General features: G+C 70.0%; 28 protein-coding genes and 2 pseudogenes. 13 read left to right on the forward strand and 17 right to left on the reverse strand.

Annotation, left to right across the window (positions count from 1 at the left end):
* Positions 1-25: 25 nt before the first annotated feature.
* The 6 genes from QF030_RS03265 to QF030_RS03290 form a co-directional block, all read right to left on the reverse strand.
* Complete coding sequence (locus QF030_RS03265; protein WP_307161120.1) at positions 26-694, reverse strand: response regulator; 669 nt, start codon at positions 692-694, stop codon at positions 26-28.
* A complete protein-coding gene (locus tag QF030_RS03270) occupies positions 691-1,992 on the reverse strand; it encodes a sensor histidine kinase (protein ID WP_307161121.1) in 1,302 nt (433 codons plus the stop codon). The genes QF030_RS03265 and QF030_RS03270 overlap by 4 nt, the downstream gene beginning before the upstream one ends.
* Before the next feature lie 27 nt (positions 1,993-2,019).
* On the reverse strand, positions 2,020-2,859 hold the full coding sequence (locus QF030_RS03275) for an ABC transporter permease (protein ID WP_307161122.1): 840 nt from the start codon (positions 2,857-2,859) through the stop codon (positions 2,020-2,022).
* Complete coding sequence (locus QF030_RS03280) at positions 2,856-3,794, reverse strand: ABC transporter ATP-binding protein (RefSeq protein WP_307161123.1); 939 nt, start codon at positions 3,792-3,794, stop codon at positions 2,856-2,858. The genes QF030_RS03275 and QF030_RS03280 overlap by 4 nt, the downstream gene beginning before the upstream one ends.
* Positions 3,795-4,568: 774 nt before the next feature.
* The gene (locus tag QF030_RS03285; protein ID WP_307161124.1) at positions 4,569-5,498 is read right to left on the reverse strand and encodes a M48 family metalloprotease; all 930 of its coding nucleotides are present in this window, start codon (positions 5,496-5,498) and stop codon (positions 4,569-4,571) included.
* Positions 5,495-5,866 (reverse strand): BlaI/MecI/CopY family transcriptional regulator, encoded by a 372-nt coding sequence (locus tag QF030_RS03290; protein WP_307161125.1) that lies wholly within the window; start codon positions 5,864-5,866, stop codon positions 5,495-5,497. The genes QF030_RS03285 and QF030_RS03290 overlap by 4 nt, the downstream gene beginning before the upstream one ends.
* 125 nt (positions 5,867-5,991) lie before the next feature.
* Here QF030_RS03290 and QF030_RS03295 point away from each other — a divergent pair, with 125 nt between their 5' ends.
* The 7 genes and pseudogenes from QF030_RS03295 (at position 5,992) to QF030_RS03325 (ending at position 11,884) form a co-directional block, all read left to right on the forward strand.
* On the forward strand, positions 5,992-6,660 hold the full coding sequence (locus tag QF030_RS03295; RefSeq protein ID WP_307161126.1) for a DedA family protein: 669 nt from the start codon (positions 5,992-5,994) through the stop codon (positions 6,658-6,660).
* Positions 6,657-7,262: a phosphatase PAP2 family protein gene (locus QF030_RS03300; RefSeq protein ID WP_307161127.1), complete on the forward strand. Its 606-nt coding sequence runs from the start codon at positions 6,657-6,659 to the stop codon at positions 7,260-7,262. Before QF030_RS03295 ends, QF030_RS03300 begins: the two co-directional genes overlap by 4 nt.
* On the forward strand, positions 7,259-7,996 hold the full coding sequence (locus QF030_RS03305; protein ID WP_307161128.1) for a phosphatase PAP2 family protein: 738 nt from the start codon (positions 7,259-7,261) through the stop codon (positions 7,994-7,996). The genes QF030_RS03300 and QF030_RS03305 overlap by 4 nt, the downstream gene beginning before the upstream one ends.
* Positions 7,950-8,455: pseudogene (locus QF030_RS03310) on the forward strand (response regulator transcription factor); the annotation flags it as partial. The gene QF030_RS03305 and the pseudogene QF030_RS03310, both read left to right, overlap by 47 nt.
* Before the next feature lie 148 nt (positions 8,456-8,603).
* A complete protein-coding gene (locus QF030_RS03315) occupies positions 8,604-9,809 on the forward strand; it encodes a cytochrome P450 (protein WP_307161129.1) in 1,206 nt (401 codons plus the stop codon).
* Positions 9,810-10,133: 324 nt separating this feature from the next.
* Positions 10,134-10,313, forward strand: coding sequence for a hypothetical protein (locus QF030_RS03320; RefSeq protein ID WP_307161130.1), 180 nt, complete (start codon positions 10,134-10,136; stop codon positions 10,311-10,313).
* 512 nt (positions 10,314-10,825) lie between these two features.
* A complete protein-coding gene (locus QF030_RS03325; RefSeq protein WP_307161131.1) occupies positions 10,826-11,884 on the forward strand; it encodes a type III polyketide synthase in 1,059 nt (352 codons plus the stop codon).
* A gap of 143 nt (positions 11,885-12,027) precedes the next feature.
* Here QF030_RS03325 and QF030_RS03330 read toward each other — a convergent pair whose 3' ends face one another.
* Entirely contained in the window at positions 12,028-12,924 is an 897-nt protein-coding gene (locus QF030_RS03330) for an NAD-dependent epimerase/dehydratase family protein (protein ID WP_307161132.1), read from the reverse strand.
* A 146-nt stretch (positions 12,925-13,070) separates the two neighbouring features.
* Between QF030_RS03330 and QF030_RS03335 the strand changes: the two genes are divergently transcribed.
* Complete coding sequence (locus tag QF030_RS03335; protein ID WP_307161133.1) at positions 13,071-14,030, forward strand: GlxA family transcriptional regulator; 960 nt, start codon at positions 13,071-13,073, stop codon at positions 14,028-14,030.
* 251 nt (positions 14,031-14,281) lie between these two features.
* Here the strand turns inward: QF030_RS03335 and QF030_RS03340 are convergent, their stop codons facing one another.
* The 5 genes from QF030_RS03340 to QF030_RS03360 all read right to left on the reverse strand — a co-directional run bounded on the left by QF030_RS03340 (position 14,282) and on the right by QF030_RS03360 (position 19,165).
* Positions 14,282-14,878 carry an NADPH-dependent F420 reductase gene (locus tag QF030_RS03340; protein WP_307161134.1) on the reverse strand — a complete coding sequence of 199 codons (597 nt, stop codon included), beginning with the start codon at positions 14,876-14,878 and terminating at the stop codon, positions 14,282-14,284.
* 41 nt (positions 14,879-14,919) lie between these two features.
* Positions 14,920-15,738: a 3'(2'),5'-bisphosphate nucleotidase CysQ gene (locus QF030_RS03345; protein WP_307161135.1), complete on the reverse strand. Its 819-nt coding sequence runs from the start codon at positions 15,736-15,738 to the stop codon at positions 14,920-14,922.
* Between the two features lie 448 nt (positions 15,739-16,186).
* The gene (locus QF030_RS03350) at positions 16,187-16,801 is read right to left on the reverse strand and encodes a GNAT family N-acetyltransferase (protein ID WP_307161136.1); all 615 of its coding nucleotides are present in this window, start codon (positions 16,799-16,801) and stop codon (positions 16,187-16,189) included.
* 515 nt (positions 16,802-17,316) lie between these two features.
* A complete protein-coding gene (locus QF030_RS03355; protein WP_307161137.1) occupies positions 17,317-17,844 on the reverse strand; it encodes a hypothetical protein in 528 nt (175 codons plus the stop codon).
* Positions 17,845-18,013: 169 nt separating this feature from the next.
* The gene (locus tag QF030_RS03360) at positions 18,014-19,165 is read right to left on the reverse strand and encodes a serine hydrolase domain-containing protein (protein WP_307161138.1); all 1,152 of its coding nucleotides are present in this window, start codon (positions 19,163-19,165) and stop codon (positions 18,014-18,016) included.
* A 131-nt stretch (positions 19,166-19,296) separates the two neighbouring features.
* Between QF030_RS03360 and QF030_RS40490 the strand changes: the two genes are divergently transcribed.
* The gene (locus QF030_RS40490) at positions 19,297-19,749 is read left to right on the forward strand and encodes a helix-turn-helix domain-containing protein (RefSeq protein WP_373428723.1); all 453 of its coding nucleotides are present in this window, start codon (positions 19,297-19,299) and stop codon (positions 19,747-19,749) included.
* 726 nt (positions 19,750-20,475) lie between these two features.
* On the opposite strand, the gene QF030_RS03365 is transcribed toward QF030_RS40490, so the two are convergent.
* Positions 20,476-20,712 carry a hypothetical protein gene (locus QF030_RS03365; RefSeq protein WP_307161139.1) on the reverse strand — a complete coding sequence of 79 codons (237 nt, stop codon included), beginning with the start codon at positions 20,710-20,712 and terminating at the stop codon, positions 20,476-20,478.
* A 405-nt stretch (positions 20,713-21,117) separates the two neighbouring features.
* Here QF030_RS03365 and QF030_RS03370 point away from each other — a divergent pair, with 405 nt between their 5' ends.
* On the forward strand, positions 21,118-21,324 hold the full coding sequence (locus QF030_RS03370; RefSeq protein ID WP_307161140.1) for a hypothetical protein: 207 nt from the start codon (positions 21,118-21,120) through the stop codon (positions 21,322-21,324).
* A gap of 110 nt (positions 21,325-21,434) precedes the next feature.
* Here the strand turns inward: QF030_RS03370 and QF030_RS03375 are convergent, their stop codons facing one another.
* The 3 genes from QF030_RS03375 to QF030_RS03385 all read right to left on the reverse strand — a co-directional run bounded on the left by QF030_RS03375 (position 21,435) and on the right by QF030_RS03385 (position 24,172).
* Entirely contained in the window at positions 21,435-23,027 is a 1,593-nt protein-coding gene (locus tag QF030_RS03375) for a M48 family metallopeptidase (RefSeq protein ID WP_307161141.1), read from the reverse strand.
* A gap of 104 nt (positions 23,028-23,131) precedes the next feature.
* On the reverse strand, positions 23,132-23,311 hold the full coding sequence (locus QF030_RS03380; protein WP_307161142.1) for a hypothetical protein: 180 nt from the start codon (positions 23,309-23,311) through the stop codon (positions 23,132-23,134).
* A gap of 75 nt (positions 23,312-23,386) precedes the next feature.
* A complete protein-coding gene (locus QF030_RS03385; protein WP_307161143.1) occupies positions 23,387-24,172 on the reverse strand; it encodes an AraC family transcriptional regulator in 786 nt (261 codons plus the stop codon).
* A gap of 92 nt (positions 24,173-24,264) precedes the next feature.
* Between QF030_RS03385 and QF030_RS03390 the strand changes: the two genes are divergently transcribed.
* Positions 24,265-25,194: an NmrA/HSCARG family protein gene (locus QF030_RS03390; RefSeq protein ID WP_307161144.1), complete on the forward strand. Its 930-nt coding sequence runs from the start codon at positions 24,265-24,267 to the stop codon at positions 25,192-25,194.
* 114 nt (positions 25,195-25,308) lie between these two features.
* A complete protein-coding gene (locus QF030_RS03395; RefSeq protein WP_307161145.1) occupies positions 25,309-26,208 on the forward strand; it encodes an NADP-dependent oxidoreductase in 900 nt (299 codons plus the stop codon).
* 1 nt (position 26,209) lies between these two features.
* On the opposite strand, the gene QF030_RS03400 is transcribed toward QF030_RS03395, so the two are convergent.
* Positions 26,210-26,455 carry a hypothetical protein gene (locus QF030_RS03400; protein WP_307161146.1) on the reverse strand — a complete coding sequence of 82 codons (246 nt, stop codon included), beginning with the start codon at positions 26,453-26,455 and terminating at the stop codon, positions 26,210-26,212.
* Positions 26,456-26,676: 221 nt separating this feature from the next.
* Here QF030_RS03400 and QF030_RS03405 point away from each other — a divergent pair.
* Positions 26,677-26,901 (forward strand): annotated as a pseudogene (locus QF030_RS03405) (transposase); the annotation flags it as partial.
* Between the last annotated feature and the right edge of the window lie 31 nt (positions 26,902-26,932).

Below are 26,932 nucleotides of genomic sequence, written 5' to 3' on the forward strand. Positions count from 1 at the left end.
GCCGCCCGGCCGCCGCTCGATCGGCTCAGTCCGCGTTGGGCCGGGCGAGGCCGTGGTCGTAGGCGAAGATCACGGCCTGGATGCGGTCGCGGGCTCCGATCTTGGCCAGTACGCGGCCGACGTGGGTCTTGACGGTGGACTCGGACAGCACGAACCGGGCGGCGATCTCACCGTTGGTCCAGCCCTTGCCGACGGCGACGAGGATCTCCCGCTCGCGGTCGGTGAGGGAGCCGAGTCGCGAGTCCTCGGCGGAGCCTGCGCGGTGAGCGGGGACGTAGCGGGCGTATTCGTCCAGGAGACGGCGGGTGAGGGCGGGCGCGATGACGGCGTCGCCGGAGGCGACGGCTCGGATGCCGGCAAGGAGTTCCTCGGGGCGCACGTCCTTGAGGAGGAAGCCGCTTGCACCGGCCCGGATGGCGGCGTGGACGTACTCGTCGAGGTCGAAGGTGGTGAGCACGAGAACACGCGAACGGCCCCCAGCGGCGACGATGCGGCGGGTGGCCTCGATGCCGTCCATGCCGGGCATGCGAACGTCCATCAGGACGACGTCCGGGCGCAGTTCGGCCGCCTTGCGGACGGCCTCGGCGCCGTGGGCGGCCTCACCGACGACATCGGTCTCGGCGACGGAGTCCAGGAGCAGGTGGAAGCCGTAGCGCTGCAGGGGCTGGTCGTCCACGATGAGCACGGTGGTCATTCGTCACCACCTTGCGGCGTGAGGTCGAGAACGGCCTCGACGCTCCATCCTCCGTCACCCGCCGGCCCCGCGCTGACGGTGCCTCCGTACAAAGCCGCTCTCTCCCGCATGCCCACCAGACCGTGTCCTTCTTCGTTCGGCGGTCCGGGCCGTAGGGCCGGGCCGGTGTCCTGGACCCGGACGGTCAGCCGGGTGTCCTTCTCCACGATCGCCAGCCGCACAAGGGTGTCGGTGTCGGCGTGCTTCAGTGTGTTGGTGAGGGCTTCCTGGACGATGCGGTACACCGTCAGCTGCACGCCGCTGTCGAGAGCGTCCACGTCGCCGGAGGTCCGGTAGACGACCTCGAGCCCTGCGGCGCGTACCTTGGCGCAGAGTACCTCGATGTCCGAGATGCCGGGCTGTGGGCTGAGTTCGGGCCCGCCCGGGGAGCCGCCGTCCGTCGCCTCGCGCAGCACGCCGAGCACGCGCCGCAGTTCGCCGAGGGCCTGGCGGCCCGTATCGCCGATGAGCTGGAGCGCCTCCTTGCCACGTTCGGAGGCAATGTCGGTGGCGTAGGCGCCAGCATCGGCCAGCGTGATGATGACGGACAGGTTGTGGCCGACGATGTCGTGCATCTCGCGGGCGACGCGGGTGCGTTCGGTGGCCGTGGCCAGCCTGCTGCGCTGGTCGCGCTCGATCTCCAGCCGGGCGGCCCGGTCCCGCAGTCCAGCGAGCTGGGCCCGGCGGATCCGTACCATCAGGCCGAGCGCGAGGGCCGCGGTCGCCGTGCTCAGCAGGAAGAACAGCGCGTCCCACACGGACACGGCCGAGGACACCCGGACCGCGACCAGTGCCATGGCGGTCGCCATGGCCGCACAGGCCCACGGCAGCTGACGCAGCCATCCGTGCAGGGCGAGGCTGTACAGGGCGATGAACAGGGCGACGTCCGCGCGCAGCGCCGCGCCCACGGACCACTGGACGATGAACACCACGGTGATGGCGGCAAAGGCCACGAGGGGTTTGCGTCGCCGCCACAGCAGGGGCAGAACCAGTCCGGTCTGGAAGGCCAGCATTCCCGCGACGGGCAGCTGGGTGAGGGCGAGGCGGAACCGGCGCGGACCGTCGCCGTCGCCGTCGCCGTCGCCGTTGTCCCCACCGCCGTGGAACAGGTCGGGCAGGCAGAACAGCACAAAGACCAGGACGACGACCGCGGTGTCCAGCACCCACGGATGTGTCCTGTCGGCCTGCCGCAACCGCTGGCCGCCTCGGGACAGACGGGCGACCAGCGGTCCCATCCCGCTGAGGTCATCGGTGGTCACGGGCGTCACCTGTCCATGGTGCAGGCGTCAGACGTCACTGCGCACGAGCCGGTACGCCGCGCCGCCCAGCGCCAGCGCCGTCCAGCCGAGGAAGACCAGCAGTCCGACGCCCGGTGACAGGGTCGTGGAGTCGTGGGTCAGGGCGAACACAGCCTCCCCGGCGTTGGACGGCAGGTAGGGGCTGATGTCGTCCTGCCAGGAGCTCGGCAGCAGGGAGATCAGTCCCGGGATCAGCATCAGGGCGGCCACCAGCACCGAGATTCCGCCGGCCACTGACCGCAGCAGCGCGCCCAGGGCGGTGCCGATCACCCCGACCAGGCCGAGGTAGAGTCCCGCGCCCAGCAGACTCCGCAGGACACCCGTGTGCGAGAGGCTCATGGCCGCGGGCGTGCCCGAGACGATTCCGCTCCCGATCAGGAAGGCGACGAAGCCGCCCAGCGTCCCCACGACCAGCGCGACCAGCCCGAACACGGCCGCCTTGGACCACAGCACGGGCAGCCGGCGCGGTACCGCCGCGAGCGTCGAGCGGATCATGCCGGTCGAGTACTCCCCCGCAGTGACCAGCACACCGAGCACCCCCAGGGCCAGCTGGGCAAAGTTCGTACCGAAGAGGGACAGACTGACGGCCGTCGCATCGGCGAAGTCCCGATCCGTGTGGCCGGAATTGATCCCCGACTTGTAGTGGCTCGCGGAGATCAGGCCGAACGCCACCAGGAACAGCAGGCCGAGGCCCAGGGTGATCCACGTCGAGCGCAGGGACCACAGCTTGGCCCACTCGGAGGACAGCACACGCCGTCCGGTCACCCGGTAGACGGGTCGGACGGGCGTGGTCCGGGGTTCCTCGGCAGTTGCGGTGAGGGTGCTCATGCGGGCCTCCCAAGGGTCTCGATCCCGGGCGTGGAGCCGTGGTATTCCACCGCATCCCTGGTCAGGTCCATGAACGCCTCCTCCAGCGACACGGTCCGCGCGCTCAGGCCGAACAGCGCGATCCCGTGCTCCGCTGCCTTCAGCCCGATCTCGCGGGTGGTCAGCCCGGTCACCTGGAGCTCCTCGGAGCCGATCCGGCCGGTGACCTCGACGCCCGGTCCCGCCAGCACGTCCCGCAGCCGCGCCGGGTCCTGCGTCGCGACGTTCACCGTGTCGCCGCCCGCCTCGCGGATCAGGTCCGCCACGGTCGTGTCGGCCAGCAGCCGCCCGCGCCCCACGATGATCAGGTGGTCCGCCACCAGGGCCATCTCGCTCATCAGGTGCGAGGACACGAAGACCGTCCTGCCCTCTACGGCAAGCGTCTTCAGCAGGTTGCGGATCCAGAGCACACCCTCCGGGTCCAGCCCGTTGACCGGCTCGTCCAGCATCACCGTCTGCGGATCGCCCAGCAGCGCCGCGGCGATGCCCAGCCGCTGTCCCATCCCGAGGGAGAAGGCGCCGGCCCGCTTCTTCGCCACGCTGCCCAGTCCGGCGAGGTCGATGACCTCATCGACCCGGCGGCCCGGAATGCCGTGGGTCAGTGCGAGGGCCCTGAGGTGGTTGTACGCCGAGCGGCCCGGATGGATCGACTTCGCCTCCAGGAGGGCACCGACCTCCTGGAGGGGTGCCTGGTGGCGGGCGTACCGGTGGCCGTTCACGGTGACGGAGCCGCTCGTCGGGGCGTCGAGGCCGACGATCATGCGCATCGTCGTGGACTTGCCCGCGCCGTTGGGGCCCAGAAAGCCGGTCACCGTTCCCGGCTGCACGACGAAGTCCAGCCCGTCGACGGCCGTCTTCTCGCCGTACTTCTTGGTCAACTGCCGTGCGTCGATCATTCGCGTTCTTTCTGTCGGCCACCGGCGTCCGTCGCTTCCGACGCCGCACCGGCAACGCTAAGCGCCGAATTGCTCCGATCCGGTGGTACCGGAAGGCTGAACCGCGCCGCGCACGTCGTACCGCGGTACTACGCCACCACCTGCCGTGTCTTCCATGTCCGTCGGTTCCACCCTGGTGGCAGCGGACGTCCGGCCGCTGTGCAGGGTGGTCCGCCCACACCGTGCCCGGTGTCCCGGCGTCCGCGGCGCACCGGGCGCGTTCCGCGCGCTCGACCAGGCCTCTCGCTGTCCGACGCGGCGTTGGCCAGGCTCGCGCAGCACAGGGAGAGCAGGAGGGCGCCCGCCGCGAAAGGCAGGGGGCGGCGCTCGGGAGGCGGAGCCGGCAGGGCCTGTACCCGCTGGGGTACCGCCCCGCCGGTCGAGGCCAGCGCGGCGGGGCGTGGCAGGACGGCGGAGGCGAGAGCCGCCCGTCCGGCGGCGCGGGCGACGACCGTACGGCTGCCGATCCGCGCCGCGGCCTCCTCGTCGGCCCATCGCTCCAGCACACGAACCCTGCCGTGCGGTCAGCGGCTCGTCCACGGCCCACAGGGCGGCGAGGACGCCGCTCTCCAGCTCCCCGCGTGCCCTTTCTGCCGCGCGCTCCGCCGTTTTCGTCGCTCTTCCGGTCGCGTGCCACTGGTGACCCTGCGGCGGCTGGAGCCGACCCTCGCCCGGGAATGATCACTGGGCGGGCAGAGCGAGGGCCTCGTGGTCAGGCCGCCGGCTCCGAACTGGTCAGGGAGCCTCCTCGCCCTGGGCGACCTCTACTTCGTGGTGGAAGTCGACGACGCCTGCCGCTCCGGTGGCGACGGACAAGACCGTGCAGGCCACGAGGAGGGACGCAGTGAAGCGCTTGGCGCGTGAGCGCCCCTCGCACGGTTGGAGGAGGGCGGTGACGCGTTGCGGAACGGGGCCGGTCGTCGCCCCGGGTGCGAAGTCCGGGCGGCTGGACGGGGAGGCGTGGCAGGCGAGGGCGGCGCGGGCGATGGCCGTGGCGAGCAGGCGTCGGTCGCCGATGGCGGTGGCGGCGGCCTCGTCGGCTGCCCGCTCGGCGGCGAGCCGGACGGTGTCGCGGGCGGCGCGCAGGGCGGGATGGCAGTGGGCGGCGAGTTCGGCGGCGGCCAGGAAGTAGTGGTGACCGGCCTGGTTGTGGGCGCGTTCGTGCGCGAAGAGGGCCTCCCGCTCGGCGGGGCCGAGGCTGCGCAGCATGGCGGTGGTGACGACGATGCGGTGGGGCCGTCCGGGTAGGGCGTATGCGTCCGGGTGGGGTGAGTCGATGACGCACAGGTCGCCGGCGGCGGGGCGGCGGTCGGCCTGAGTTCGGGCGGTACGGAAGGTGCGGGTCTGCCGGAAGGCCGAGCGTACGAGGTTCCAGGCACTGAGGGTCAGCACTCCGGTGGCCGCCATGGCGGCGGGGAGGACGAGGTAGTCCGAGGGCGTCCGCAGGGGGTGGATCAGTTCGCCGAGGGCGGCGAAGGCAGGGAGCTTGAGCAGTCCGGTCAGGACCAGGGCTCCGAGGGCGGCGATACAGGCTCCTGCCAGTGCCAGGGCCGAGGCGGTGAGGACCCACAGCGCGGTGGCGGGGGCCAGGCGGCCGAGGGTTCGGCGGGCCAGTGGCCGCGCGAGGAAGGGCAGGACGAGCGGTACGAGCAGCAGAGCAATCATCGCTCGTCACCCTCCAGGAGCCGGCGCAGATGCTGCTCGTCGCCGGGGCTGAGCTGGGCGACGAAGCGGGCCAGGGCCGTCTCCCGGTCGGCGTCCCGGTCGAGTTCGGTATGCATGCGCCGGGCAGTGAGCCCGGGAGCGTCCTGCACGGGGAAGTAGGCGTAGCCGCGCCCCTCCCGCCCACGGTTGACAACGCCTTTGTCGTGCAGACGGATCAGGATCGTCGCCACCGTGGTCCGGGCCAGGCCGGAGCCGAGTTCGGTCTGCACCTGGCCGGGCGTGAGCGGGGCCCCGGCGGCCCACAGCGCGGCCATGACGGCGGCTTCGAGTTCGCCTGCCGGCCGCCGCTCGTCCTTCGCGTCGGTCATGGAACGTTCCTCACTCCGCCATCGTCTACAGTTCAGTAGACCGTCTACAGGATTGTAGTCAGTTGTCGGGTGCCACCATTTCACTGCACCCGGCGTCCGGAAGAACGACGAAGGGGCTCTCCACGATGACCACAGCCGTGCACCTATCGTCGCAGCTCGCTGTCAATGTGCTGGACGCCCGGTCCCTGCTGTCCGCCTTCGGCGTGCTGGGTGTGGGTGTGGTGCTGTTCGCCGAGACCGGGCTGCTGATCGGTTTCTTCCTGCCGGGCGACTCGCTGCTGTTCACGGCTGGTCTGCTGTGCACCGGCTCCGCCGACCGCGGCCTGAGACTGTCGCTCGCCCCGCTTCTGGTCGCCGCGGCGGTGGGAGCGCTGGCGGGTGCGCAATGCGGATATCTCCTGGGCCGAAGAGCGGGCGGCGCCCTGCTGGCCCGCAGCCGCTCGGCCCGCCTGCGGGAGGGGGCGGATCGCGCGGAGGAGCTGCTGGAGCGCTACGGGTATGCGAAGGCGATTGTGCTGGCCCGCTTCGTGCCGGTGGTGCGCACGGTCCTGAACCCGATGGCGGGCGCGCTACGGGTGCCGGTGCGGACGTTCACCGTCTGGCAGGTGACCGGTGGCCTGGTGTGGAGTCTGGGTCTGACGCTGGCGGGGTACGCGCTGGGCTCCTCCGTGCCGAACGTGGACCGCTATCTGCTGCCGATCGTCGCGGTGATCGTGGCCGTGTCGCTGATTCCGGTCGCCTCCGAGGTGTACCGCTCGCGCCGGGACGCGAAAGTGAAGGAGGGACGCGGATGATTCTCGCCTTCGATGGCTCGGCGGTCGACGGGTCGGCCTACACCGAGGTGGTGAACCTCGCCCGGCACGCTCCCGCGTGGCTGGACGACACGGTGTCGGCGTGGTCGACGTACGGACTCGCCCTGTTCGCGGTGCTCATGACCATCGGCTGGTGGCGCGCCCGGCGGGCGGGAGCCACCGCGTCGGTGACGGCGCTCGCCGTGCCGTTCGCCGTGGTCGTCGCCTACGGGGTGGATGCGGCGCTGAAGCTGCTGGTGCGCGAGTACCGGCCCTGCCAGAGCCTGCGGGTGACCACGCTGGAGGCGTGTCCTGCGCCAGGCGACTGGTCCTTCCCCAGCAACCACGCGGCCATCGCCGCCGCGGCGGCCGTCGCCCTGCTGTTCGTGTCCCGCTGGCTCGGCGCGGTCGCCATGGTGGCCGCAGGAGCGATGGCGGCCTCGCGAGTCTGGGTCGGAGCGCACTACCCCCACGACGTGGTGGCAGGGGTCGTGGTGGGCGCTCTGGCTGCTCTGCTCGCCATGTCGGCACTGCGCAGGCGGGCGGAAACCTTGGCCCTGCGGCTCACGGCCACCCGCCTGCGTCCGCTGGTGGCGGCGTCGTGAAGCGCGGCGACGTCGCGGAACTGGCCGGCAGTTGCGGTCTCGGCGCATGGGCAGCGTTCGGTGTTCTCACCATGACCGTCGTGGGCCACGACGGCACACCGCTGTTCGCGGACGCTGGCCTTCTCTCGTGGTCCACCGACCACCGGCCGGACGTGGCGGTGGCCTTCGCCCGCGGGTTGACCGCCACCGGGACGGGTGTCATCCCGTTCGCGCTGGCCGCACTGGCTGGAATCATCGCGGGACACGCCCTCCGGCAGCGCGCGCTGGCCGTTGCGCTCTGTCTGATCTGTCTCGGGTCGGGCCAAGCGCTGCGGTACGCGGTGATGACGCTCGTCGCCCGGCCGCGGCCGCCGCGGACGGACTGGGCAACGCATGCCTCAGGATGGGCTTTCCCGTCCGGTCACACCACCACTTCGGCCCTCACCGCGGGACTGCTCGTCATCGCCGTCTGCGTGCGGGGGCCGCGCGGCAGGGCCCCACTGGTGCTGATCATCGGCGGCTGGGGCGCGCTGGTCGGGCTGACCCGCATCTACCTCGGGGTGCACTGGTTCACTGACATCGTCGGCGGCTGGCTGTTCGCTCTCGGCTGGCTGGGGACGTGCCTGTGCGCCGTGAGCTGGTGGCTGCCCGAGCGCTTGACCCCCGGTACGACGAATACGGACGTGGCACGGGAACAGAGGGAGGACCATGCGTCAGACGATCCTGGTCGTCGAGGACGATCACGCCCTGCGTGACGTGCTGGTGCGCGGGCTGCGTGACGAGGACTTCGACACCGTACCCGCACCGGATGGCGCCACCGTCCTGCGCTAGCCACCGCCGGCATCTCCGCCGCCGTACTCCACATCGGCCTGCCCGACGCCGACGGGCGGGACGTGTGCCAGGCGCGGGCAGCCCTCAAACGGGTGGCTCCGCTGCCTGCCGCCACAGCGGGAGACCTCGTACTGGACGCCGTCCGGCACCTGGTCGGCGTCCGAGGTACCCGCGGCGACCTGACGCCGACCGAGTCCCGTCTCCTGGCCGCACTCATGGCGGCCTACGGTGGCATCGTGCGGCGCCGCGAGCTGGTCCGGGTCGAGCTGGCCCGGGGGCGCCCGAGTCCATGACAACACCGTCGTCCAGTTCCTGACCCGACTGCGCCGCAAGGTGCGCGAAGCGGGCAGCGACCGGACGATCGCACGGCCCGCGGCATCGGCGACGGAGGCCGGCGCACCATGTTCGAGGGATGCCTTATAGGCCGATTGGCCGCAGGGGCGAGTGCCTTTGCAGGCGATCGGGCACCCATGTCCTGTCCGGCCCCGGGCATCTTCGAGCTACTCATCACACCCCCGTCGGGAGCCTCGCATGGAACCAGTCGCCGTCCCGAGAAACTGTCCGTTCGACTACGCCGAGGCGCTCGAGTTCGACCCTGTGCTCAAGCACTTGATGACCGAAGAGCCCGTCTCCCGCATCCGGCTGCCCCACGGCGACGGCGAAGCCTGGCTCGTCACAGGCTACGACGATGTGCGCACGGTGACTACCGATCGGCGTTTCAGCCGTAGCGCCGTCATCGGCCGGAATTTTCCGCGCATGACCCCTGAACCCATCGTTCAGGACGAGGCGATCAACGTGATGGACCCACCGGGCAGCAGCCGCCTGCGCAGCCTGATCTCCAAAGGCTTCGCACCCCGCCACATGGAACGCATGCGGGTCCGCACCCAGCATGTCGTGGACGAGCTGCTGGACCGGATGGAGGAGCACGGTTCTCCCGCAGACCTCACGGAGCACCTGGCGGACCCCCTGCCCCTGGCCACCATCTGCGAGGTCCTCGACATCCCCGAGGCCGATCGCGCCGAACTGCGGTCCCACGCCCGGACCATGATGGACACCGGCATCGGCAACCGGGACAACGCCGTACAGGCCAAGGCCGTTCTGCGTGCCTACTTCGAGACGTTGACGGCACACCGACGGGAGAACCCCGGCGAGGACCTGATCAGCACTCTGGCCGCGGCTCGTGACGGAGATGAGATTCTCAACGACCAGGAACTGGCAGTTATGGCCATGGTCCTGCTCATCACCGGCCAGGACACCACCACCTACCAGATCGGCAACATCGCCTACGCCCTGCTCACCCGTCCCAAAGAGCTCGCCATGCTGCGCTCCGATCCTGGGATGCTCCCGCAGGCCATCGAGGAACTGCTGCGCTTCATCCCCTTCCGTAAAGGCGTCGGCATCCCCCGCGTCGCCACCGAAGACGTGGAACTGAGCGGGGTGACGATCCGCGCCGGGGACATCGTGCACGTTTCCTATCTGACGGCCAACCGTGACGGCCGGAAGTTCGACCGCCCTGATGAGCTGGATCTGGAACGCACTGGCCCGTCTCACATGACCTTCGGCTGGGGTGGGCATCACTGTCTCGGCGCTCCGCTCGCCACCACAGAACTGCAAGTCGCACTCGGAACCCTTCTGAAGCGCTTCCCCGACCTGAAGCTCGCGAAGCCGGCCGAAGAAGTGCGCTGGAACAGGACGTCGATCTGGCGCTATCCGCTCGCGCTGCCCGTCCTTTGGTGACCGCGGCACCCCCGGCAACGCCCCAAGTCCATGTGTCCGAGCTCCCCTCGTACGCCTTTGCATGGCTGCCGACCGCAGTACTGCGCCCCGCCCCGCCGGGCCCAGCCGCGGGGCGCAGATTCCGGCTCCGGGTGTGAATCGTCCGCCTGTCGGCGGTCAAGTGTGTTCAAGAATGACGTAGTTCCTCATCCCGAATTCTCCTGATCGTGATGGGTACGGCGGAGTTCGGGATCGAGGGACCTGGTCAACGCGGAGCTCGCGGTGGCCTGCCCTCGGCCGGTGTCGCCAGGCCGACGCTCTGCCCGGATGAGGAGAACTTACGCCGTGGTCGGCATCACCGAGATCTACGGCCACTGGTTTGCGGGCCGCTCGCAGAGCGAGTCAGCCGTGTCCCTGGGGTGGGATCGCAAGACGATCAGGAAGTACCTGACGCCAGCGGAGGCGTCCGGGACGGCCCTGGGCGAGCAATCCGATGATCCCTTGGTCGAGGAGACGGAGGGCTGAACCCCTCTTCGAGGCGGCCGCTCGTCGTCACGCCGCGACGGCATCTGAGATCCTCGGTCGCCGCAGGAAGGACCAAGCCGCCACTCCACCGGACCATGGCCTGGGGATTCACGTGGTATTTCGCCTGGGGAAACGCGAACGTCCACACCGCCTCGCCGTGGCCGGGAACAAGGCCGTCACCGACGGCGTCGTTCCGGCTGGCCGGCAATGATCCGGGCCGTCGCATTGTGCTTCTCGTTCGACATGCGACGCTCACCCTCCCGTCGTAGCGTGAGTCAGACGGCTGATCAAGCCGTGGCGGAGCACCTTCCGCCCGAACGGGGAGAACTTGAGTCTTCGACATCTGCCCCGACCGCGCCCGTGCCAGGGTATCGAAACCGGCGCCGAAGCCCACCACAGGTCCGTTCGCACTGTTTCCGCGCGGACGGTTCCGGGTGGCTGCCGCCGGAAGACGAATAGCCCGCATCCGGCCAGGGCCCGGCTATGTGGACCACGTCAGCGGGAGGCATTCCATGGCGGTTCTCTGTAGGCCGGCAATCCAGGTACCCGAGTACGTCATCACCAACGAAGAGACCCTCGAGCTGGCCCAGCGGTTGCACGGCGACCATCCGCAGCTCGATCTGATCCTTCGCCTGATCGAGCACACGGGGGTACAGAAGCGGCATCTGATCCAGCCGATCGAGAAGGTGCTGCAGCACCCGGGCTTCGACGCCCGCAGCGCCACCTACGAGGCCCACACCAAGGCCCGCGTTCCGGCCGTGGTGCGCCGGGCGCTCGACTACGCGGAACTGGAGCCGGAGCAGATCGACATGATCATCTACGTCTCCTGCACCGGCTTCATGATGCCCCCGCCGACCGCATGGCTCATCGGCGAGATGAACTTCCGGCCGGAGACACGGCAGATGCCGATCGCCCAACTCGGCTGCGCGGCAGGCGGCGCGGCCATCAACCGGGCACACGACTTCTGCACGGCGTACCCCGACGCCAACGTGCTCGTCGTCGCCTGCGAGTTCTGCTCGCTGTGCTATCAGCCCACCGATCTGGGCGTCGGATCGCTGCTGTCCAACGGCCTGTTCGGCGACGGAATCGCCGCAACCGTGATCCGGGGCAACGGTGGCACCGGAGTCCGCCTGGAACGCAACGGCTCGTACATCATCCCGAGCACCGAGGACTGGATCTCCTACGCGGTCCGGTCCACAGGTTTCCACTTCCAGCTCGACAAGCGCGTGCCCGGAACCATGGAGCCACTCGCCCCAGCACTGCAGGCCGTTGCGGAAGAGCACCAATGGAACGCCAGCAAGATGGACTTCTACATCATCCACGCGGGCGGTCCGCGCATCCTGGACGACCTGAGCCTCTTCCTGGACGTGCCACCCGAGGCGTTCCGCTTCAGCCGCGCCACCCTTACCGAGTACGGAAACATAGCCAGCGCGGTGGTACTCGACGCCTTGGCGCGCATGTTCGCCGAAGCATCAGCCCTTGAGGGCCACCGCGGCCTGATGGCCGGCTTCGGGCCCGGCATCACCGCCGAGATCGCCCTGGGCACCTGGAGTTCGGAGTTCGAATCCTGACGCGTCGCGCGTGCCGTCTCAACGATGAGGATCGGGTCACTCTCACGCGCACACCGTGGATCCGGCACCGACTCAGGACGCTCGCACTTCGCGCACCTCATGTCCAGGCGTGGGCGGGCTGGGAGCCCCGGACCGCCCGGGCGTCAGGCCGTCAGCGCTTCGCGGAGAGTTGACGGCTGGAGTCCGAAGGTGTCGCGGATATCGCTGTCGTCCACGAGGAACGGACGCTCGGACATGTAGCTCATCTCGGCGAACTCCCGCCACAGTGGATCGGTGAAGGACAGCAGCGTCATATCCCGTTCGGTGAGCGGCTCCAACCTCGGTTCGGGTGCTCCGTGGAGTTCGGCGAGGTCGGTCGCGGCCTGGCGCAGGGTCGTGGTGATGACCGGGGCGTGCCAGCCTCGCCCCCAGGCCCGCTCGTCGCCACTGACCGCAACCAGCGCCGCTGCGACGTCCTCGGTGTACGAAAAGGAATGAGCCGCATCAGGGTTGCCGTGGACGAGAGCCAGTTCGCCCTCGCGGACCCGGGGCGCGACCAGCAGCGTGAACGCGGAGACTGCGCCTGGGCCCAGGTACTGGCCGGCCCGCACTTCGGTGACCCGCAGCCGCCCTTCGTCGTGGGCATCCTTGGCCTGCTGCCACAGTTGGGCCCTCACCCGACCCTTTCGGGTGTGCGGGGTCATCGGGGTGTGCTCGGTGACCGGCCCGGTGGTCTGCTGATAGCCGTAGTGGTTGCCGAGCATCACGTAGTCGGCCCCGGCACGCTCGGTCGCGGTGAGAATCGAAGCGAACAACGGCGGCATGGTCTCTGGCCAGGTCTGGTAGGCGGTCATGGCGGCGTTGAAGACCGTGGTCGCTCCGACCAGTGCCTCGGCCAGCTCGTCGGTGTGGCCCGCGTCCAGGGCGGTCCGTTCGATGCCGGGGTGGTCAGGGCCGCCGCCGCTCCGGGTGATGAGGCGGACCCGCTTGCCACTGTCGGCCAGTTGCCTGGCGGTCGCGACCCCGGTCGCACCTGCCCCGATGACGACTGATTCAGCCATGACGTTCTCTCCGATGTCCTCAGAAATGGAACGCTTCCCTGAAGGGGGAACGTGGTTCGCGGGGGCCCGACCGCTCGCCAAACTGTGCCGTGCGGACACACGGTAGGGTCAGTGGCCTGAAAGCCACGAGATCCAAGGATCTAGCCATGCATCGCGTCGCCGTCCTGGCCGTCCCCGCGGTCAAGCCCTTCGACCTGTCCATGCCGTCGACCCTGCTGGGGGCCGCCGAAGTCGAAGGACGCCCCGGCTATGAGGTGACGGTGTGCACCGCCGTGCCTGGCACGGTCGCCGCTTCCGGTGGTATCGAGGTAGTGATCCGGCACGGCCTTGAGACAGTCGCAGCCGCGGACACGGTGATCGTTCCCTCAACCGGCAGCCGGCACGATGCCGAGCCGGCCGCACTGGAGGCATTGCGGGAGGCGGCCGCCGCGGGAAAGCGCATTGCCTCGATCTGCAGCGGCGCCTTCGTCCTCGCCCAGGCCGGGCTCCTCGACGGCCGTGCTGCCACCACCCACTGGGCCCTGGCCGAGGAGCTGCAGCGCGCCTTCCCCGCGGTGCGCGTGGACGCCGACCGGCTGTTCGGCGAGGATGGACGGATCGTCACCGGTGCGGGCTCGGCCGCCGGGATCGACCTGTGCCTACACCTGATCAGCTCCGACTACGGCGCGGCTGCGGCCAATGTGGCGGCCCGGGCCGCCGTCGTCACTCCAGTGCGCCACGGCGGGCAGGCGCAGTTCGTGCAGACCCCGCTACCGGCCAAGACGGATTCCTCGTTGGACGCCGCCCGCATCTGGGCACTGCAACATCTGGACCAACCGATCTCCCTGCAGGATCTGGCCGGTCAGGCAAAGGTCAGTGTGCGGACCCTGACCCGCCGCTTCACAGCCGAGACTGGTGTGACTCCGTTTCAATGGCTGCTTCACCAGCGGCTGCTGCGGGCCCGCGAGCTGTTGGAGACCACCGATCTCACGGTCGACCACGTGGCCCGCCGCAGCGGCCTCGGCTCCGGCGAGTCGCTCCGCCAGCACCTGAGCCGCCAGATCGGCATGACCCCGGCCGCCTACCGGGGCGCTTTCACCCACCGCCCGAGCGCGAAGACTGGGTAGTGACCGCGCGTGCCTTGCCCGGATCTGGCGTCCAGGTAGAGGTCGGCGCGGGTGTCACGGCCCTCACCGGTTGGATGCGGACGGTGGCGCGGCCGGCCAGGCACTTCTGAGCCTCTGACAGAGGAGTCATTCGGCTAGGTCAACGTCGACTCCCCCACTGAGTCGGACGGTACATGCCACGATCGCGTCCCACCGGAAACCCTCATCCCACGTGCCGGCTCCGGCTGCCTGCAGCCGATGCGGCTCGACAGTCAGCGGGCGATGGAGATCGCGAAGGGGGTGAATCCGGTGGAGCGGATGACGTGCGGTACGAACAGGATCGCGGCCTCTGTGGCGCGGGCGGTCCGGATCCCGCCGAGGTCGGTGATCCATTCCTTTTGCCAGCCGAGGTCGGTGAGCAGTTCGCGGACGGTCTGCTTGGCCTGCGGGTCCTCGCCGGAGAGGAACACGGTCGGTGTCTCGGCGAGCGTGGCCGGCGCGGTCATCACCGGGTAGAGCATGGTGTTGAGTGTCTTGACGACGTTCGTTTCGGGTAGTGCTTCCTGGAGTTGTTCGGCGAGGCTCGAGCCGGGGTAGATCAGCTCGGCGGGCAGTCCGTCCGGTCCGTCGGTGGTGGCGTTGGAGACATCGACGAGGATCTTGTCCCGGAGTTCTTCGCGCAGAGCGGCGAGCCGGTCCAACGAGCCGGCGCCCGGCGTGGCGTTGATGACGATCCGGGCAGTCCGGGCGGCGTCGGCGGCGGCGCCCGGCGTGCGGTCCGCCACGGTCACTTCGTGTCCTGCCCGGGCGAGGGCTGCGGCCAGGTTGCCGCCGACGCGGCCGTTTCCGAGAACTGCGATGGTGGTCATGATGATCTGGTCCTTCCGTGCGTGCGGGTTGTGGTGTGCGGTCAGCGGGAGAGCGTGGATACGGCCTCGACGTGGACGCCGGGCGCGGTAGCCAGGAAGCTCTTGCTCTGTGGGGTCCAGGGGCGGCCCTCGGCGTCGGAGATCCGTCCGCCGGCCTCGGTGACGAGCAGCGCTCCGGGAAGCAGATCCGCGCGGGCTCCGGCGAACTGCCAGAAGGCGTCGATCCGGCCGGCGGCCACGTTCAGCAGGTGCAGGGTCGCGGGCACGGCGACGCGGACGACGAGCGCGTCGAAGAGCATCGCGGTGATCGAGGAGCCGACCTGCCGCACGACCTTTTCGTCCTCGTCCGGCCGGGCCTGGCTCGTGGCCACGATGCTCAAGCCGATGTCGGCGGTCCGGGAGACGTGCAGCGGCCGGCCGTCGAGGTGGGCGCCCGCGCCGGTGAGCGCGGTGTAGGTCTCGCCGGTCAACGGCAGGTGCACTGCGGTGAGCACCGGCTGGTTCTCCCGCACGAGGGTGGCGGTCACCGCCCACTCCGGCAGAGCGTGCAGGTGGTTGACGTTGCCCTCGGCCGGATCCACGACCCACCACTCGCCGGCCGGCAGCGCCCCGCCGTCCAGTTCGTCCTCCACCCAGCCGGCCTGCGGGCGCAGGCCCGTCAGGCGAGGGCGCAGGATGTCGAGAGCCATGTCGTCGTTGACTGCCAGCGCGCGCATCAGCTCTTCGCGGTTCTGGTAGGGGACCACCTCGCCGAAACGCTCGCGCAGCGCCGAACCCGCCTCACGCACGGCGATCGCGGTGTGGGCGAGCAGGTCGGCGTCGGAGGCGGCGACATCGGTGGTCTGGAGCGTTTCGGACATGGTGGTATTCCCGTCTGAGGAGGGGCGCGAAGGCTGGGGTGCTGAGGCGGTCGAGGGCCGAACTGCGCGGTGTTTCCTGCGCTTTCGCCTCAACGGTAGGCACCCCATCGATTAACTTCAAATGCACGTAAGGCACGCCTAGGATTACTCACACGCAATTGGCTTTGCGTGGTGGCGACCGCCCCCACGGAAGCGGCCGCGCTGGAGTTCGCGCACGGCTCCCCCATCCTGATCAGCGTCCCGAAGTCACCACACGATCAGCCGTCGCCGACCTCCGCCCGTCCTGCTCCCCCTCCCCCTCGAACTGCCGTCGGCACCGACATACCTGACATGGCATCAGCGCGTAACAGGCGGGGCAGGGACCGGTGTCGGCGAGATCGGCGCACGGGGTGGCGCGCCGCGAGAGGCGTCATCCGGGCGACGCCTCCGGCGGGACCCCCTGACGGCACTATCCGCCGAAGCCCTGCCCTGCGAGGCGGGCGATCAGGCGATCCCTGGCCGCGGGCCACTCCTCGGCAAGGAGGGAGAAGTACACCGTGTCCCGCCAGGTGCCGTCCGGCCGCCGGCGGTGGCGGCGCAGCACGCCTTCGCGCTGCGCCCCGATGCGCTCGATGGCCGCCTGTGAGCGGTGGTTGAGGTGATCGGTCTTCAACTGCACCCGTCCCATGCCCAGTTCTTCGAACGCAAGGGTGAGCAGCAGCAGCTTCGTCTCGGTGTTCACGGCGCTGCGCCAGTACGCGCGGCCGTACCAGGTCCAGCCGATCTCCAGCCGCTCGTTGGCCGCGTCGATGTCCATGTACGTGGTCCAGCCGATGGCTTTGCCGTCGGCCCTGTCGATGACCGCGAACGGTACGCAGTCGCCTCGCTCGGCGTCCTCCAGCAGCCCGGCGAGCTTGGCGCCCAGTTCCTCCTCGGTCTGCGGGGCGGGACCGCCCTGACACCGCCAGATCTCCTCGTCACCGCCTCCCGCGGCGAACAACTCCCCCAGATGCCTCATCGCCAGCGGCTCGAGGCGTACGTGGCGACCGGTGAGGGTGGTGGGCAGCGGTGGCCTGGCAGACATGCACTGGAAGGTATCCGCGTCTCGCGTCAGGGACAAATGGCGACCGGCCTGGCACGACACCTATGCGGCCTGTGCACTGGCATCGGTCGGCCGTCACCGCTGGGTCCGGATGGTTCCCAAGCCCCCCGCCCGGTCCGGCCATTGAGGGACGTCGGCGACAGGGCGTGGCCTCCTCGCCGGGCTCCAGCAGGGTGTCCGCCGCACTGACGATCAGCCAAACCGGGGGGCCCCAGGAGAAGAGAAGGGAACGCCATACCCGAGGAGGCCTACGCCCAGTCAAGGCCTGACGCAAGGAAAGAGCGCCAGGGCGCCTCGAATTGCAGACCCTCACAGCTGGTGGCGCCTGATGAGTAGAGCGGCGATGGCCTGCCCAGACAACTCAGCTCTACGCTGCGCTGGCACCGCGGTCATCTGGCCTGCGGGTTGATCATCACTCGACGCCCCCAGCAGGGCAGCAAGTGCGGCGACAAATACGTCCCGCCGGCTACGGCATAGACCGAACGTTGCACACCCGCCTATGCCTGCGTGCAACGTGATCGCAGGATCGGGTTCCACGCAAACCAGTCCAGGTTCTCGGCACCCAGCTCCCACGGCGACTCCAGCAGCAGGTCCCGGGTCGCCTCAAGGTCCGCAGTGACGGCAGCCGGAGCCGGGCCCATCCGGGTCATCCAATCGCCCTCCACACGCCAGAACTCCTCGTCCTCGCCTCGCAGCCGACACACCGCTGCTTCCACGCAGGCAGGCCACATCGGCATCCCGTAGTGGTCGTCGCGGGCCCCGAACCATGGTGCGCTGGCGAAGACAAGGAAGTCGTCCGGCGACAGACTCTGCTCGAAGTGCGCGAGCATGTCGATGCGCTGTTTCGCGTGCTTCTTGATGTCCCCGAGGAACCCCCAGCCGAAGTCCGTCAGGGTTCCCTCGCATCCCGGCCAGACCAGGTCCCGGTCCAGGACCAGGTCCTCCAACTCGTAGAGACGGAACTGATCGTCGGAACCCAGAATGTCGAACGCCCGCCGGGTGAGCCAGGTGTTGCGGGCGAACATCGTCCCGTCGTGCAGTGCCTTACGACGACTGGTCGGCCGTGAGGCATGCGCGTTCTCGATCGGACCGTTGCGCCACACAGACCGGACCAGCCCGTAAGCAGCTGCCCACCGCAGTCCGTCCTGCGTCTCGAATCCTCGACTCATCTCATGCCGAGGTCAAACGACAAGCTCAGGAGCCACAAAACTCGGCGTCGACGACCCGCTGTTCGTGGACGTTCCAGTCGCCGTTGAAGTTGAGCGACAGCACGTGCCCACCGTCGGCCGTGGCCATGGACTGGGAAATGGAGCCCTGGATACCGCCGTTGTGCCCCCATATCTCGGTGCCGCACGACAGCGTCATCTTCATCAGACCCAGGCCGTAGGAAAAGTTCGGCAGGTTCTTGGGCGAGACGGCCGTCCTCATCTCCTTCAGCTGGGGCGCCTTCAGGAGCCGGCCGGAGAACAGGGCCCGGTAGAACCGGTTGAGGTCGTGGTTGTTGGAGATCATCTCTCCGGCGGCGCCCGCGAAGGAGGGGTTGAGTTCGGTGACGTCGTAGGTCGCGCTGTTCGGCTCTCCCGGTCCAGCCAGTTCCCCGGTCAGCTTGGAGTAGGCGCGTCCGCTGGGTCCCGCGACGCGGGCGCGGGTGCCCGGCACCGTGGTGGAGTCCATGTGCAGGGGGCGCAGGATCCGCTGCTCGATCTCATGGGCGTACGAGTGTCCGGTGGCCTTCTGGATCACCATGGAGGCGATGACGTAATTGGTGTCGCTGTAGCTCCACTCGCCGTCGCCGGTGGGGGCGAAGACGGGCTCATGCTTCATGGCCAGTTGGACGATCTGGCGGGGCGTCCAGGTGTCGTACCGGTGCTTGAGGAAGTCGGTGCCGAACTCCTTGCGCTTGAAGTCGCCGTCGTCGGTGTAGCTGTAGATCCCGCTGGTGTGATTGAGGAGCTGCCGTATCTTGATCTTGCTGCCGTCGTGCCCGTTGCCCCGCACCAGGCCCGGCAGCCAGTGGTCCACCGTGTCGTCCAGGCTCAGCCTCCCCTCCTCCTCCAGCTGGAGCATCACCGTCGCCACGAACGTCTTGGTGATCGAGCCGATCCGGAAGCGGTCGTCGGCCCGCGGCTTGCGGCCGGTCGCCAGATCCGCGGTTCCCGCACGTCCCGCCCAGGTGTCGTTCCCCAGCTCGGCGAGCACGATCCCCCCCGGCACCCCGTCCTGGACCACCGACTCCAGGGCCGCCCGGGTGGCCGCGTGCCCGTCCCGCGCCGCCGAGGCGTCCGCGGTACCGGCAGCCGAGGCCGGCCAGGCGAGACCGGCGCTCATCACGACCGTGGCGACCATCCCGACGGCAGCGACCCGCAGCCTGCGCTCCCCTCGCGGGCGGCCACTCTTTGCGGACGTACGTGAACCGTTGGCAGCGTGCGGGAACTCGTACACGAAAGAGTCCTGTCTCTGGTTGGTGACGACCTGATGTGAGCCCAGTATTTTCGATCAAGGTCCGGGCCCGGGATACCGCCAACCACCCACTTGAAGGTGGGGCTACCCCCCGGCCCGCCGGTCGACGTGGCGGCCCGTATCGCCCGTTGCGGGGCGCACCGAGATCCAGCTCGAAGAGAGATAGCTTGCGACACCCTCGGGCGAAGGGGCGATGCCTCCCAACCGGGGAGCTGATACGGCAGACCCGGCAGGCCAAGGGCCAAACGCTCGCCGGACTCGGCAAGCAGACGGGCTACTCCGCGGCCCAGGTCTCCCGATACGAGCGGGGCATCTCGCCGATGAAGGACGTCGACGTACTGCGCTGCTTCGCCGACACGCTGGAGCTGCCGCACCAGGCATTCGGTTTGGCGCCGCCCGCGCCGCGACCGGAAGTCCGACACGGTCAGCCGATCGGCGCAACCAGCGCCTTCCCCCCTGCCCACCTCTAGCGTGGGCAGATCCGGCAGGGAGGACGGTGAAGACCAGGCGCGCCGAAGGAAGGGCGGTACCTCAAAGGCGCGCTCTCAAGGGCGGTGCACGCCCACAAACACAGTGCCCAGCATGCCTCCGCGCTCGCCTCCGGAGCCGGGGAACCGGCCTGCTTTCTGTTGGCACCCCGGACCGGTGGTGCCGCCTGCCAACACCACCGCCCGCATGGCGTGTTGCTGGAAGAAGCTCATTTTCCCCGTGCGTGGCGACGTTCCGCGGAATTGACATACGAGGGATTCCTGTCGCCCCACAACATCGTCCCCTCCATCGACTCGACGCCCGGCTGGGCATTCAGCACTCGGACACCCGCCGCAAGACCCCGCTGGCCAGCCACGCGGTGTCGTCGGCCCGGCAAGAGCGCACGACCGACAACGCGCCCAAGTGGCGGGCGTTCGCCTGCTCCTCGTCGGTCCAACGCCACGGCGACCGCTGCTGGCAACTGACCTGATTCTCGTCCTCCTGGGCCTACCTCTCAGCGGCCGCCAGCACCTCCCTCCACACACGGGCGGCGACACCGACGATCCGGACGCGTGCTGGCGTCCCCAGGAGCGAGACGCTGATACCGCGCTCGTCGGGCGGGGAGATCCGCGCGCCGGGAATGCCGAGCAACTGCCCGTCCTCATCGATGCGCGGCGGCAGCACACGCGCGAACTCCGCAGCCGTGGCTTCCCCCTCGATGCGTAGCGTCAGGTGTTTCCCCTCCGGCCGTACCACACGATGCCCCACGGGTAAACGGGGTCGTGTGACGGCCAGGCGATGGTCCGGAGCACCCATCGCTCCAGGAGCTCCTGGACGCCCGCGGGTCGAGGGATCAGCGGATCGCGGCGCCGTGTGGCTCCGGCGATCTGGAAGGCCTGCTGGTAAGACATCCCGGTGTGGAGCGCGAGCAGTTCGGCGTCCCGGGTCAGGGAAGACGTTGCCATGGTGACTCCCCATAGCCGCACTACGTCCCGACGTCGTCGCACGGCAGGGTGGTCGTGAGTGGCCGCCTCGGTTCATGGCCTCGTAGGCGATGCGGTCGTAACTGCCCGCGTCCGCCATGTACTTGGCCGCGCCGTTGACCATGGTGACGAGGCAGGTGTGCGGGAAGGGCAAGGCGGCTTTGACGGCCATACCGGTGGCGGCGTTCAGCTCGGCCTGAAGGCCGACGAGTGCGATGTCACCCAGGTGTACCGCCACGATGGGCACTTGCGCGGTCCCGCCGGGCTCGTACGTGTAGCCGGTTGTCGGTCGGAGGGTGTGCAGGCCCGCGGGCGGCCTCTGGGCCGGGACTTCGACGTGGGCGTGGATCACCCGCAGGGGCGTGGCGAGTGGTGCGGTGCGGATCCGTGCGGCGGCGCGCAGCGCCGCGTTTCCTGCCCCAGGGGCCCGCGCAGTGGGCCGCGACCGCGGTCACCGGCCTCGCCTCGCTGGCCCAGTTCGGCTTCCTGGCGCGCTACGGCGGCAGGCACGGCGTGGGCAGCCACCGCATCGCGGCCGCCGAACCCTACGTCCCGCCCGCCCTGCATCCGCCTCTCGTGGAACTGTCCGAGTAGGCCCCGGAGGCGGGCGGCCCGAGGACGCCGACGGCGCCGTGGGCGCAGAACGGCCGCCGCGCGGATGGACTAGGAGTTCGGCCGTCGGGATGTCACCGGGGCGGCCGCGCTCACGGCCTCTGGCCGCCCGAGCCGATGCCGGCCAGGAGGGAACGCAGCGGTGCCGAGTCCGGGGTGTCGGCGACGGCCGCGTCGAGGGCGTCGTCCATGCCCTGCTCCCACTCCTCGGGCAGAGCGAGCCCGGGCCGGCCCGACCAGTCCATGTCGGGGGTGGCTCGCCCGGCCTCGACGAGACGCAGGTGGACCAGACCCGCGAGGCCGTCGAAGACCCGAGGCCGCATGAAGTTGCGGGCGGACGCCCCGGTCAGGCGTGCCGCCTGGTGGTGCTTGGGCATGCGGTCGGCGATCTCCGTCCACAGCAGGCCGCGGTCGAAGGCGTCCAGTACGGCCTCCAGACCGGGCAGCGCATCGTCCTCGACGGGCCCGGCCGGTGCGTCGTCGTGGGCGCGGGCCGCCGAGCGCAGCGCCCTGGCCACGGCGATCTGCAACGGCCGGGCCCACCCCTCCGCGTCGACGACAGCGCGGGCCAGGACGAGGTCGTCCCACCCCAAGCGGGATAGCCCAGCCGTTTCAGCGGCCAGCGTGCACGCCTCCAGCGCCGTGAACGCCCCCTCCACGTTGCGCAGCAGGGTGAGCGAGGACCTCTTGTCGTCCAGCTCACCGGCCCGGCCGTCCTCGGCCGACGCCTCGATCAGTGCGACACGTTCGGTGATCGGAGGGTGGGAGTCGTACGCGTGCGGGTGCGGCGGGCGTCGCCCGGTCGACAGTTCGGCGATGCCCTCGGGTGACCGGGCGTCGATCATTCGGCGGAACCCGCCGTACACCTCTCCCTGCTGCGGCAGGGCGCCCACCGGTTCACCCATCCCGACGTACGCCGTCAGGTAGTGCTCGTGTGCGGCGTCGAGCACCGGCAGGGCACGCAGTGCGGCTGCGGTGGCGTCCCGCCCCGCGTGCCGGGCGGCTGTCCGGTCGGCGGCGAGTTCCTGCTCACGTCCCACGGCCTGCGAGGTGCGCAGGAACAGGTGGGCGTAGTTGACGTACAGCATGCCCACGGCCCGGTGGAACCAGGTGTCGCTCCGCCCGAACACGTCCACCGTGTGCAGCACGGCCGCACGACCTCGCATGACCACGCCGCCGAGCCGGGTGTCGAGGTGGGCATAGTGCCCGAACTCGTGGGCGAGCACGGCGCGCAGCTGGGGGACGGTCGTACCGACGAGCAACGGCAGGCCGATGTACATGCGGCGGCGACCGGGCAACAGGCCCAGCAGGCGGCTCTGTTCGGCCACGGCGGCGTTCACCCGCTCGAGGTACAGCTCGTCCGGTGGCCGTTCCCCGGTCGCCTCGGCGGCGGCCCGAACCAGTCCCCACAACTCGGGCTGTTGGTCGGGACCCACCGCGAGCGCGTGCCGCTCCGGCTGAAGACGTCCCGCCTTCAGGAAGGCGAGCATGCCCTGCAGGATCGCCAGGGCCAGCACCACGGTGACGGTCAGGAGCGCCCCCTCGGCCCACGCCGCCCGATCGACGAACACCCGGGTCACCATCAGCCAGTCCAGCGCCCCCATGGCCGCCAGCAGCACGAAGCCCATCAGGAAGAACCCGGCCAGCAACACGAACGCGCGCAGCGCGCGCAACCGGAATCTCAACACAGTCCCCCCGCGGCAGTTCCCCGAAACCGCCGGCCCCCTGGGGCCCGACGCCGCGCGGATTGTATCGCCGGGCAGGAAGCCGGCCGCCGCCCCCTCACCCTTCATGGCTTCGACGGGACCTGGTCTCGCACCTGGGCGTAGGTCAGTCGTCGGTCGCCCGCGACGAACGCCTCCGACGAGCTGTGCCGGGCCAGCGACTGGACGATGAGGTCGCTCAGGGTCGCACCGGCCGAGGCCGGCGATGCCGGCGAGGAGCTCTGGGTAGTGACGGAGGGAGTCACCCTTGCAGCGTGGGCACCCGCACCATTGGGCTGCCACCGATGTTCCGCCAGGCACTACGGCTACCCGCCAACCTGTCACCCATGGGAGCTGCGGGAGGACCGAGCCGACGAGCGATAGCGGCCGGGCGTCTGACCGACCAGCTCGGTGAAGGCGTCGATGAAGCTGCTGGGGTTCGACCAGCCCAGCCGGATCGCCGTGTCGGTGACCGAGGCGCCGTCGCTGAGCTCGATCAGCGCCCGTTGGGTGCGCAGCAGGGTGCGCCACTGGTGGAAGCTCATCGACAGCTCGCTGCCGAACAGCCGGCTCAGGGTGCGTTCGCTGGCGCCGGTGCGATGGCCTAGCTCGGCCAGGGTCGCCGGGCTTGCTGGGTCCACGTGGAGCAGGTCGGTGACCGCCTTGAGACGCCGGTCGCTCGGCTCCGGGAGGCGCAGCGGCTCCTGTGCGGCGCGGGCGAGCTCGGCGAGTACGACGTCGATCAGCAGCCGCGCACGGGGGCTCTCCAGCGGCTCGCCCTCGCTCATCAGCGCCAGATAGGCCTCGCGCAGCAACGCGCTCGCCACGAAGACCGACGGCTCGGCCGGCAGCTGTCCGGTCAGCGTCACGGGCAGCGACAGCACCCGGATGTCCGTCTCGCCGTACGCCTTGCTGCTGTGCACCGCGAAGGGCGGCACCCACATGATCCGACTGGCCGGCGCCACCCAGGTGCCCACCTGGGTCGCTGTGACCAGGGCCCCACGCGCGGCGTAGCGGAGCTGGCCGTAGTCGTGGAAGTGCGCGGCCACGTCGGCGCCATGGGCCAGCGGCGCCGACAACGGCGCATGGTCGGTGCAGAAGGTCGGCTCGCCGCTGGGGTCGGACACGCGATCGAGGCTACCCGCCTCTGGCGGGTTATCGGAAGAACCTGGCGGGATACCGGTGGTGCGCCTGGCGCCGCAGACCACATCGTGGAGACATGTCACAACAGATCAAGTTCGAGGACGCCGCGCCCGCGTCGTCCTCCCCCACCGCCACACAGACGGCCGGCACGATCGCAGTCTTCGGCGCGACGGGGCAACAGGGCGGGGCGGTGGTCGACGCTCTGCTGGACCGCAGGGCGCGGGTACGGGCTTTGGTCCGCACCCCGCAGTCCGACCGGGCTCAGGCGCTGGCCGCCCGCGGCGTCGAGCTGGCGCCCATCCGGACCGACGACCCGGAGTCGCTGGCCACCGCGCTGACGGCGGTCGAGGCGTTCTACTTCATGACCCCGGAGGCGAACAGCCTCGAAGAAGTCGAGGCGGAGATCCGCGTCGGTACCGCGCTCGTCGACGCGGCGGTCGCGGCACGCGTCCCGCACGTCGTGTTCAACTCGGTCATCGGAGCGGACCGGGAGAGGGGTGTGCCGCACCACGACTCCAAGCACTGGATCGAGGAGCACCTGAGGAAGTCCGGCCTGCGGGCCGCGATGGTTCGCCCGGCCCCCTTCATGGAGGTGATGGCACCGAGCCTGGAGCACGGAGAGATCGTGCTGAGGCTGCCGATGCCGGAGGATGCCGCCCTGAAGATGATCTCGATCAGGGACATCGGCCGGGTCGCCGCCGCGCTCCTGCTCGACACCGCGGAGGCGCCCGGCGGAGCCTTCGAGCTCGTCGGCGACGAGCTGACAGGCCCCCAGATCGCCGCGGCGTTCGGCGCGCACGCCGGACTCCCGGCACGGTACGAGGCCCTGCCGTTGAGCGTGCTTCCCAGCGACCTCGACAAGGCGATGTTCCGCCAGTTCGCGGAGGCGGCGGAATACCCGTCGGACCTCGCGGTGGTGCGCTCGATCGAGCCGGCCACCCTGGATCTGGTCGAGTGGATCCGATCCACCGGCTGGACCGCGCCCACAAACATGGCTGGTTCCTGAGCCTCCAGCCGCGATGAACGGCCCCGCCGGAACTAGTCGAAGTGCCGGTGCGGCCGCCGCAGGTCCCGGCCAAGGTTGATCTTTCACCTAGAGCGACGAGATTCGGAGCAGGACATGAAGGCGATCACCTACACCGAGTTCGGCGGCCCGGAAGTCCTCCGCCTCGCAGAGGTCGACGAGCCGCACGCCGGACCCGGACAGGTGCGGCTGAAGGTCATGGCGGCAGCGGTCAACCCGCTCGACCTCAAGATCCAAAACGGGAGGAGGCCGCAGATGACGCCGCCGTTCCCGGCGATCCCCGGCCTGGAGGCGGCCGGCGTCGTCGACGAGGTCGGCGAAGGCGTGACCGGCGTCGCGGTGGGTGACGAGGTCCTGGGCTGGACCGTCACCGGCGCGTACGCCGAGCACGCGCTGGCCGTCGACTTCGGCCCGAAGCCCGCGGACCTCGACTGGGACCTCGCCGCGGCACTGCCCGTCGCCGTCGAGACCTCGGTCCGCGTGCTCGACGCCCTCGGCGTCGGGGAAGGCGACACGCTCCTGCTGCACGGAGCCGCGGGTGTGTCCGGCGCCGTCGGTGTTCAGTTCGCGGTCGCCCGCGGCGCCACGGTCATCGGCACCGCCTCCCCCGGCAACCACGACTACCTGCGCTCGCTGGGCGCGATCCCGGTCGCCTACGGCGCCGGCCTCGCCGACCGGGTCCGCGAGGCCGCACCGCAGGGCATCGACGCCGTGTACGACACCGCGGGGGCGGGCGACCTGGAGGTGTCGATCGACCTGCGCGGCGGCACCGACCGGATCATCACCATCGCCGATCCGAAGGCCGCCGAGCTGGGTATCCCCTACTCCGGCCCCGGCGCCGCATTCGGTTCCCGCCTCGGCGAGTACGCCCGCCTCGCAGCCGACGGCAAGCTCACGATGCGCCTCGCGCAGAGCCTTCCGCTGGAGGACGCCGCGAAGGCGCAGGAGCTGAGCGCGAGCGGTCACGCCGCCGGGAAGCTCATCCTGCGGCCGTAGCTCAGTCACCGGCCGGCTGGGGAGGCACGACGGCAGCGCACCGGCCGGTCGTCACGGTCCTGGCGAACCCGGCCAGCTCGTCCGCCTTCACCGGCCCTGCCTGCCGCAGGTGGTCGAGACCGCGGGCGAGCAGCAGTTCCGCCTGCTGCTCGCACCACGTCCGCCCGTCCCCGGCTGCCGCGGCCACGAAGGGAATGTCGCGGCAGCCGCCCACCAAGTCGTCGTGCAGCGCCAGCAGGTCGTCCACGTGCTTGCGGGCCAGGCCGATGTGCTCGGGGGCTGCGGTTTGCGCTGAGTGGCTTTCTCGATCTTGGTTAGGCTGCCTGGTCGTATTGATGCTGGTAGCGGCTGGTGTGGGTGCGTTGGTGTTCTTGCTGAAGATGAGAGGGCTATAACAACGGCTAACGCAAAGCGGTGGGTCGTTCCTGGCTGCCGTGACTGGTGCGGGAGTTGAGCGTTCGGTCCGGTGTGGGGACGTCGCCGTGGATCGTGTCGGATGAGTTATGGGACCGCGTGGAACCGCTGCTGCCGCAGCGTGAGCGCAGGTTCCGGTATCCCTGCCGCAGGCCGTTGCCGGACCGGGATGTGCTGTGCGGAATCTTGTACGTGCTGCATACGGGGATCCAGTGGGAGTACCTGCCGCAGAAACTCGGCTTCGGGTCGGGCATGACGTGCTGGCGACGGCTGCGGGACTAGGGTCCGTCTTCAAAAGATCGTTCGATGG

The organism is Streptomyces rishiriensis (assembly GCF_030815485.1).
Classification (GTDB): domain Bacteria; phylum Actinomycetota; class Actinomycetes; order Streptomycetales; family Streptomycetaceae; genus Streptomyces; species Streptomyces rishiriensis_A.

Coding starts and splice junctions, on each gene's coding strand:
- QF030_RS03350 (WP_307161136.1), bottom strand. CDS start 16,801: ATGTCTGCCAGGCCACCGCTGCCCACCACCCTCACCGGTCGCCACGTA.
- QF030_RS03365 (WP_307161139.1), bottom strand. CDS start 20,712: ATGGCAACGTCTTCCCTGACCCGGGACGCCGAACTGCTCGCGCTCCAC.
- QF030_RS03285 (WP_307161124.1), bottom strand. CDS start 5,498: ATGATTGCTCTGCTGCTCGTACCGCTCGTCCTGCCCTTCCTCGCGCGG.
- QF030_RS03290 (WP_307161125.1), bottom strand. CDS start 5,866: ATGACCGACGCGAAGGACGAGCGGCGGCCGGCAGGCGAACTCGAAGCC.
- QF030_RS03315 (WP_307161129.1), top strand. CDS start 8,604: ATGGAACCAGTCGCCGTCCCGAGAAACTGTCCGTTCGACTACGCCGAG.
- QF030_RS03280 (WP_307161123.1), bottom strand. CDS start 3,794: ATGATCGACGCACGGCAGTTGACCAAGAAGTACGGCGAGAAGACGGCC.
- QF030_RS03390 (WP_307161144.1), top strand. CDS start 24,265: ATGTCACAACAGATCAAGTTCGAGGACGCCGCGCCCGCGTCGTCCTCC.
- QF030_RS03300 (WP_307161127.1), top strand. CDS start 6,657: ATGATTCTCGCCTTCGATGGCTCGGCGGTCGACGGGTCGGCCTACACC.
- QF030_RS03355 (WP_307161137.1), bottom strand. CDS start 17,844: ATGTTCGCCCGCAACACCTGGCTCACCCGGCGGGCGTTCGACATTCTG.
- QF030_RS03330 (WP_307161132.1), bottom strand. CDS start 12,924: ATGGCTGAATCAGTCGTCATCGGGGCAGGTGCGACCGGGGTCGCGACC.
- QF030_RS03265 (WP_307161120.1), bottom strand. CDS start 694: ATGACCACCGTGCTCATCGTGGACGACCAGCCCCTGCAGCGCTACGGC.
- QF030_RS03360 (WP_307161138.1), bottom strand. CDS start 19,165: ATGGTCGCCACGGTCGTGATGAGCGCCGGTCTCGCCTGGCCGGCCTCG.
- QF030_RS03335 (WP_307161133.1), top strand. CDS start 13,071: ATGCATCGCGTCGCCGTCCTGGCCGTCCCCGCGGTCAAGCCCTTCGAC.
- QF030_RS03325 (WP_307161131.1), top strand. CDS start 10,826: ATGGCGGTTCTCTGTAGGCCGGCAATCCAGGTACCCGAGTACGTCATC.
- QF030_RS03395 (WP_307161145.1), top strand. CDS start 25,309: ATGAAGGCGATCACCTACACCGAGTTCGGCGGCCCGGAAGTCCTCCGC.
- QF030_RS03275 (WP_307161122.1), bottom strand. CDS start 2,859: ATGAGCACCCTCACCGCAACTGCCGAGGAACCCCGGACCACGCCCGTC.
- QF030_RS03340 (WP_307161134.1), bottom strand. CDS start 14,878: ATGACCACCATCGCAGTTCTCGGAAACGGCCGCGTCGGCGGCAACCTG.
- QF030_RS03345 (WP_307161135.1), bottom strand. CDS start 15,738: ATGTCCGAAACGCTCCAGACCACCGATGTCGCCGCCTCCGACGCCGAC.
- QF030_RS03295 (WP_307161126.1), top strand. CDS start 5,992: ATGACCACAGCCGTGCACCTATCGTCGCAGCTCGCTGTCAATGTGCTG.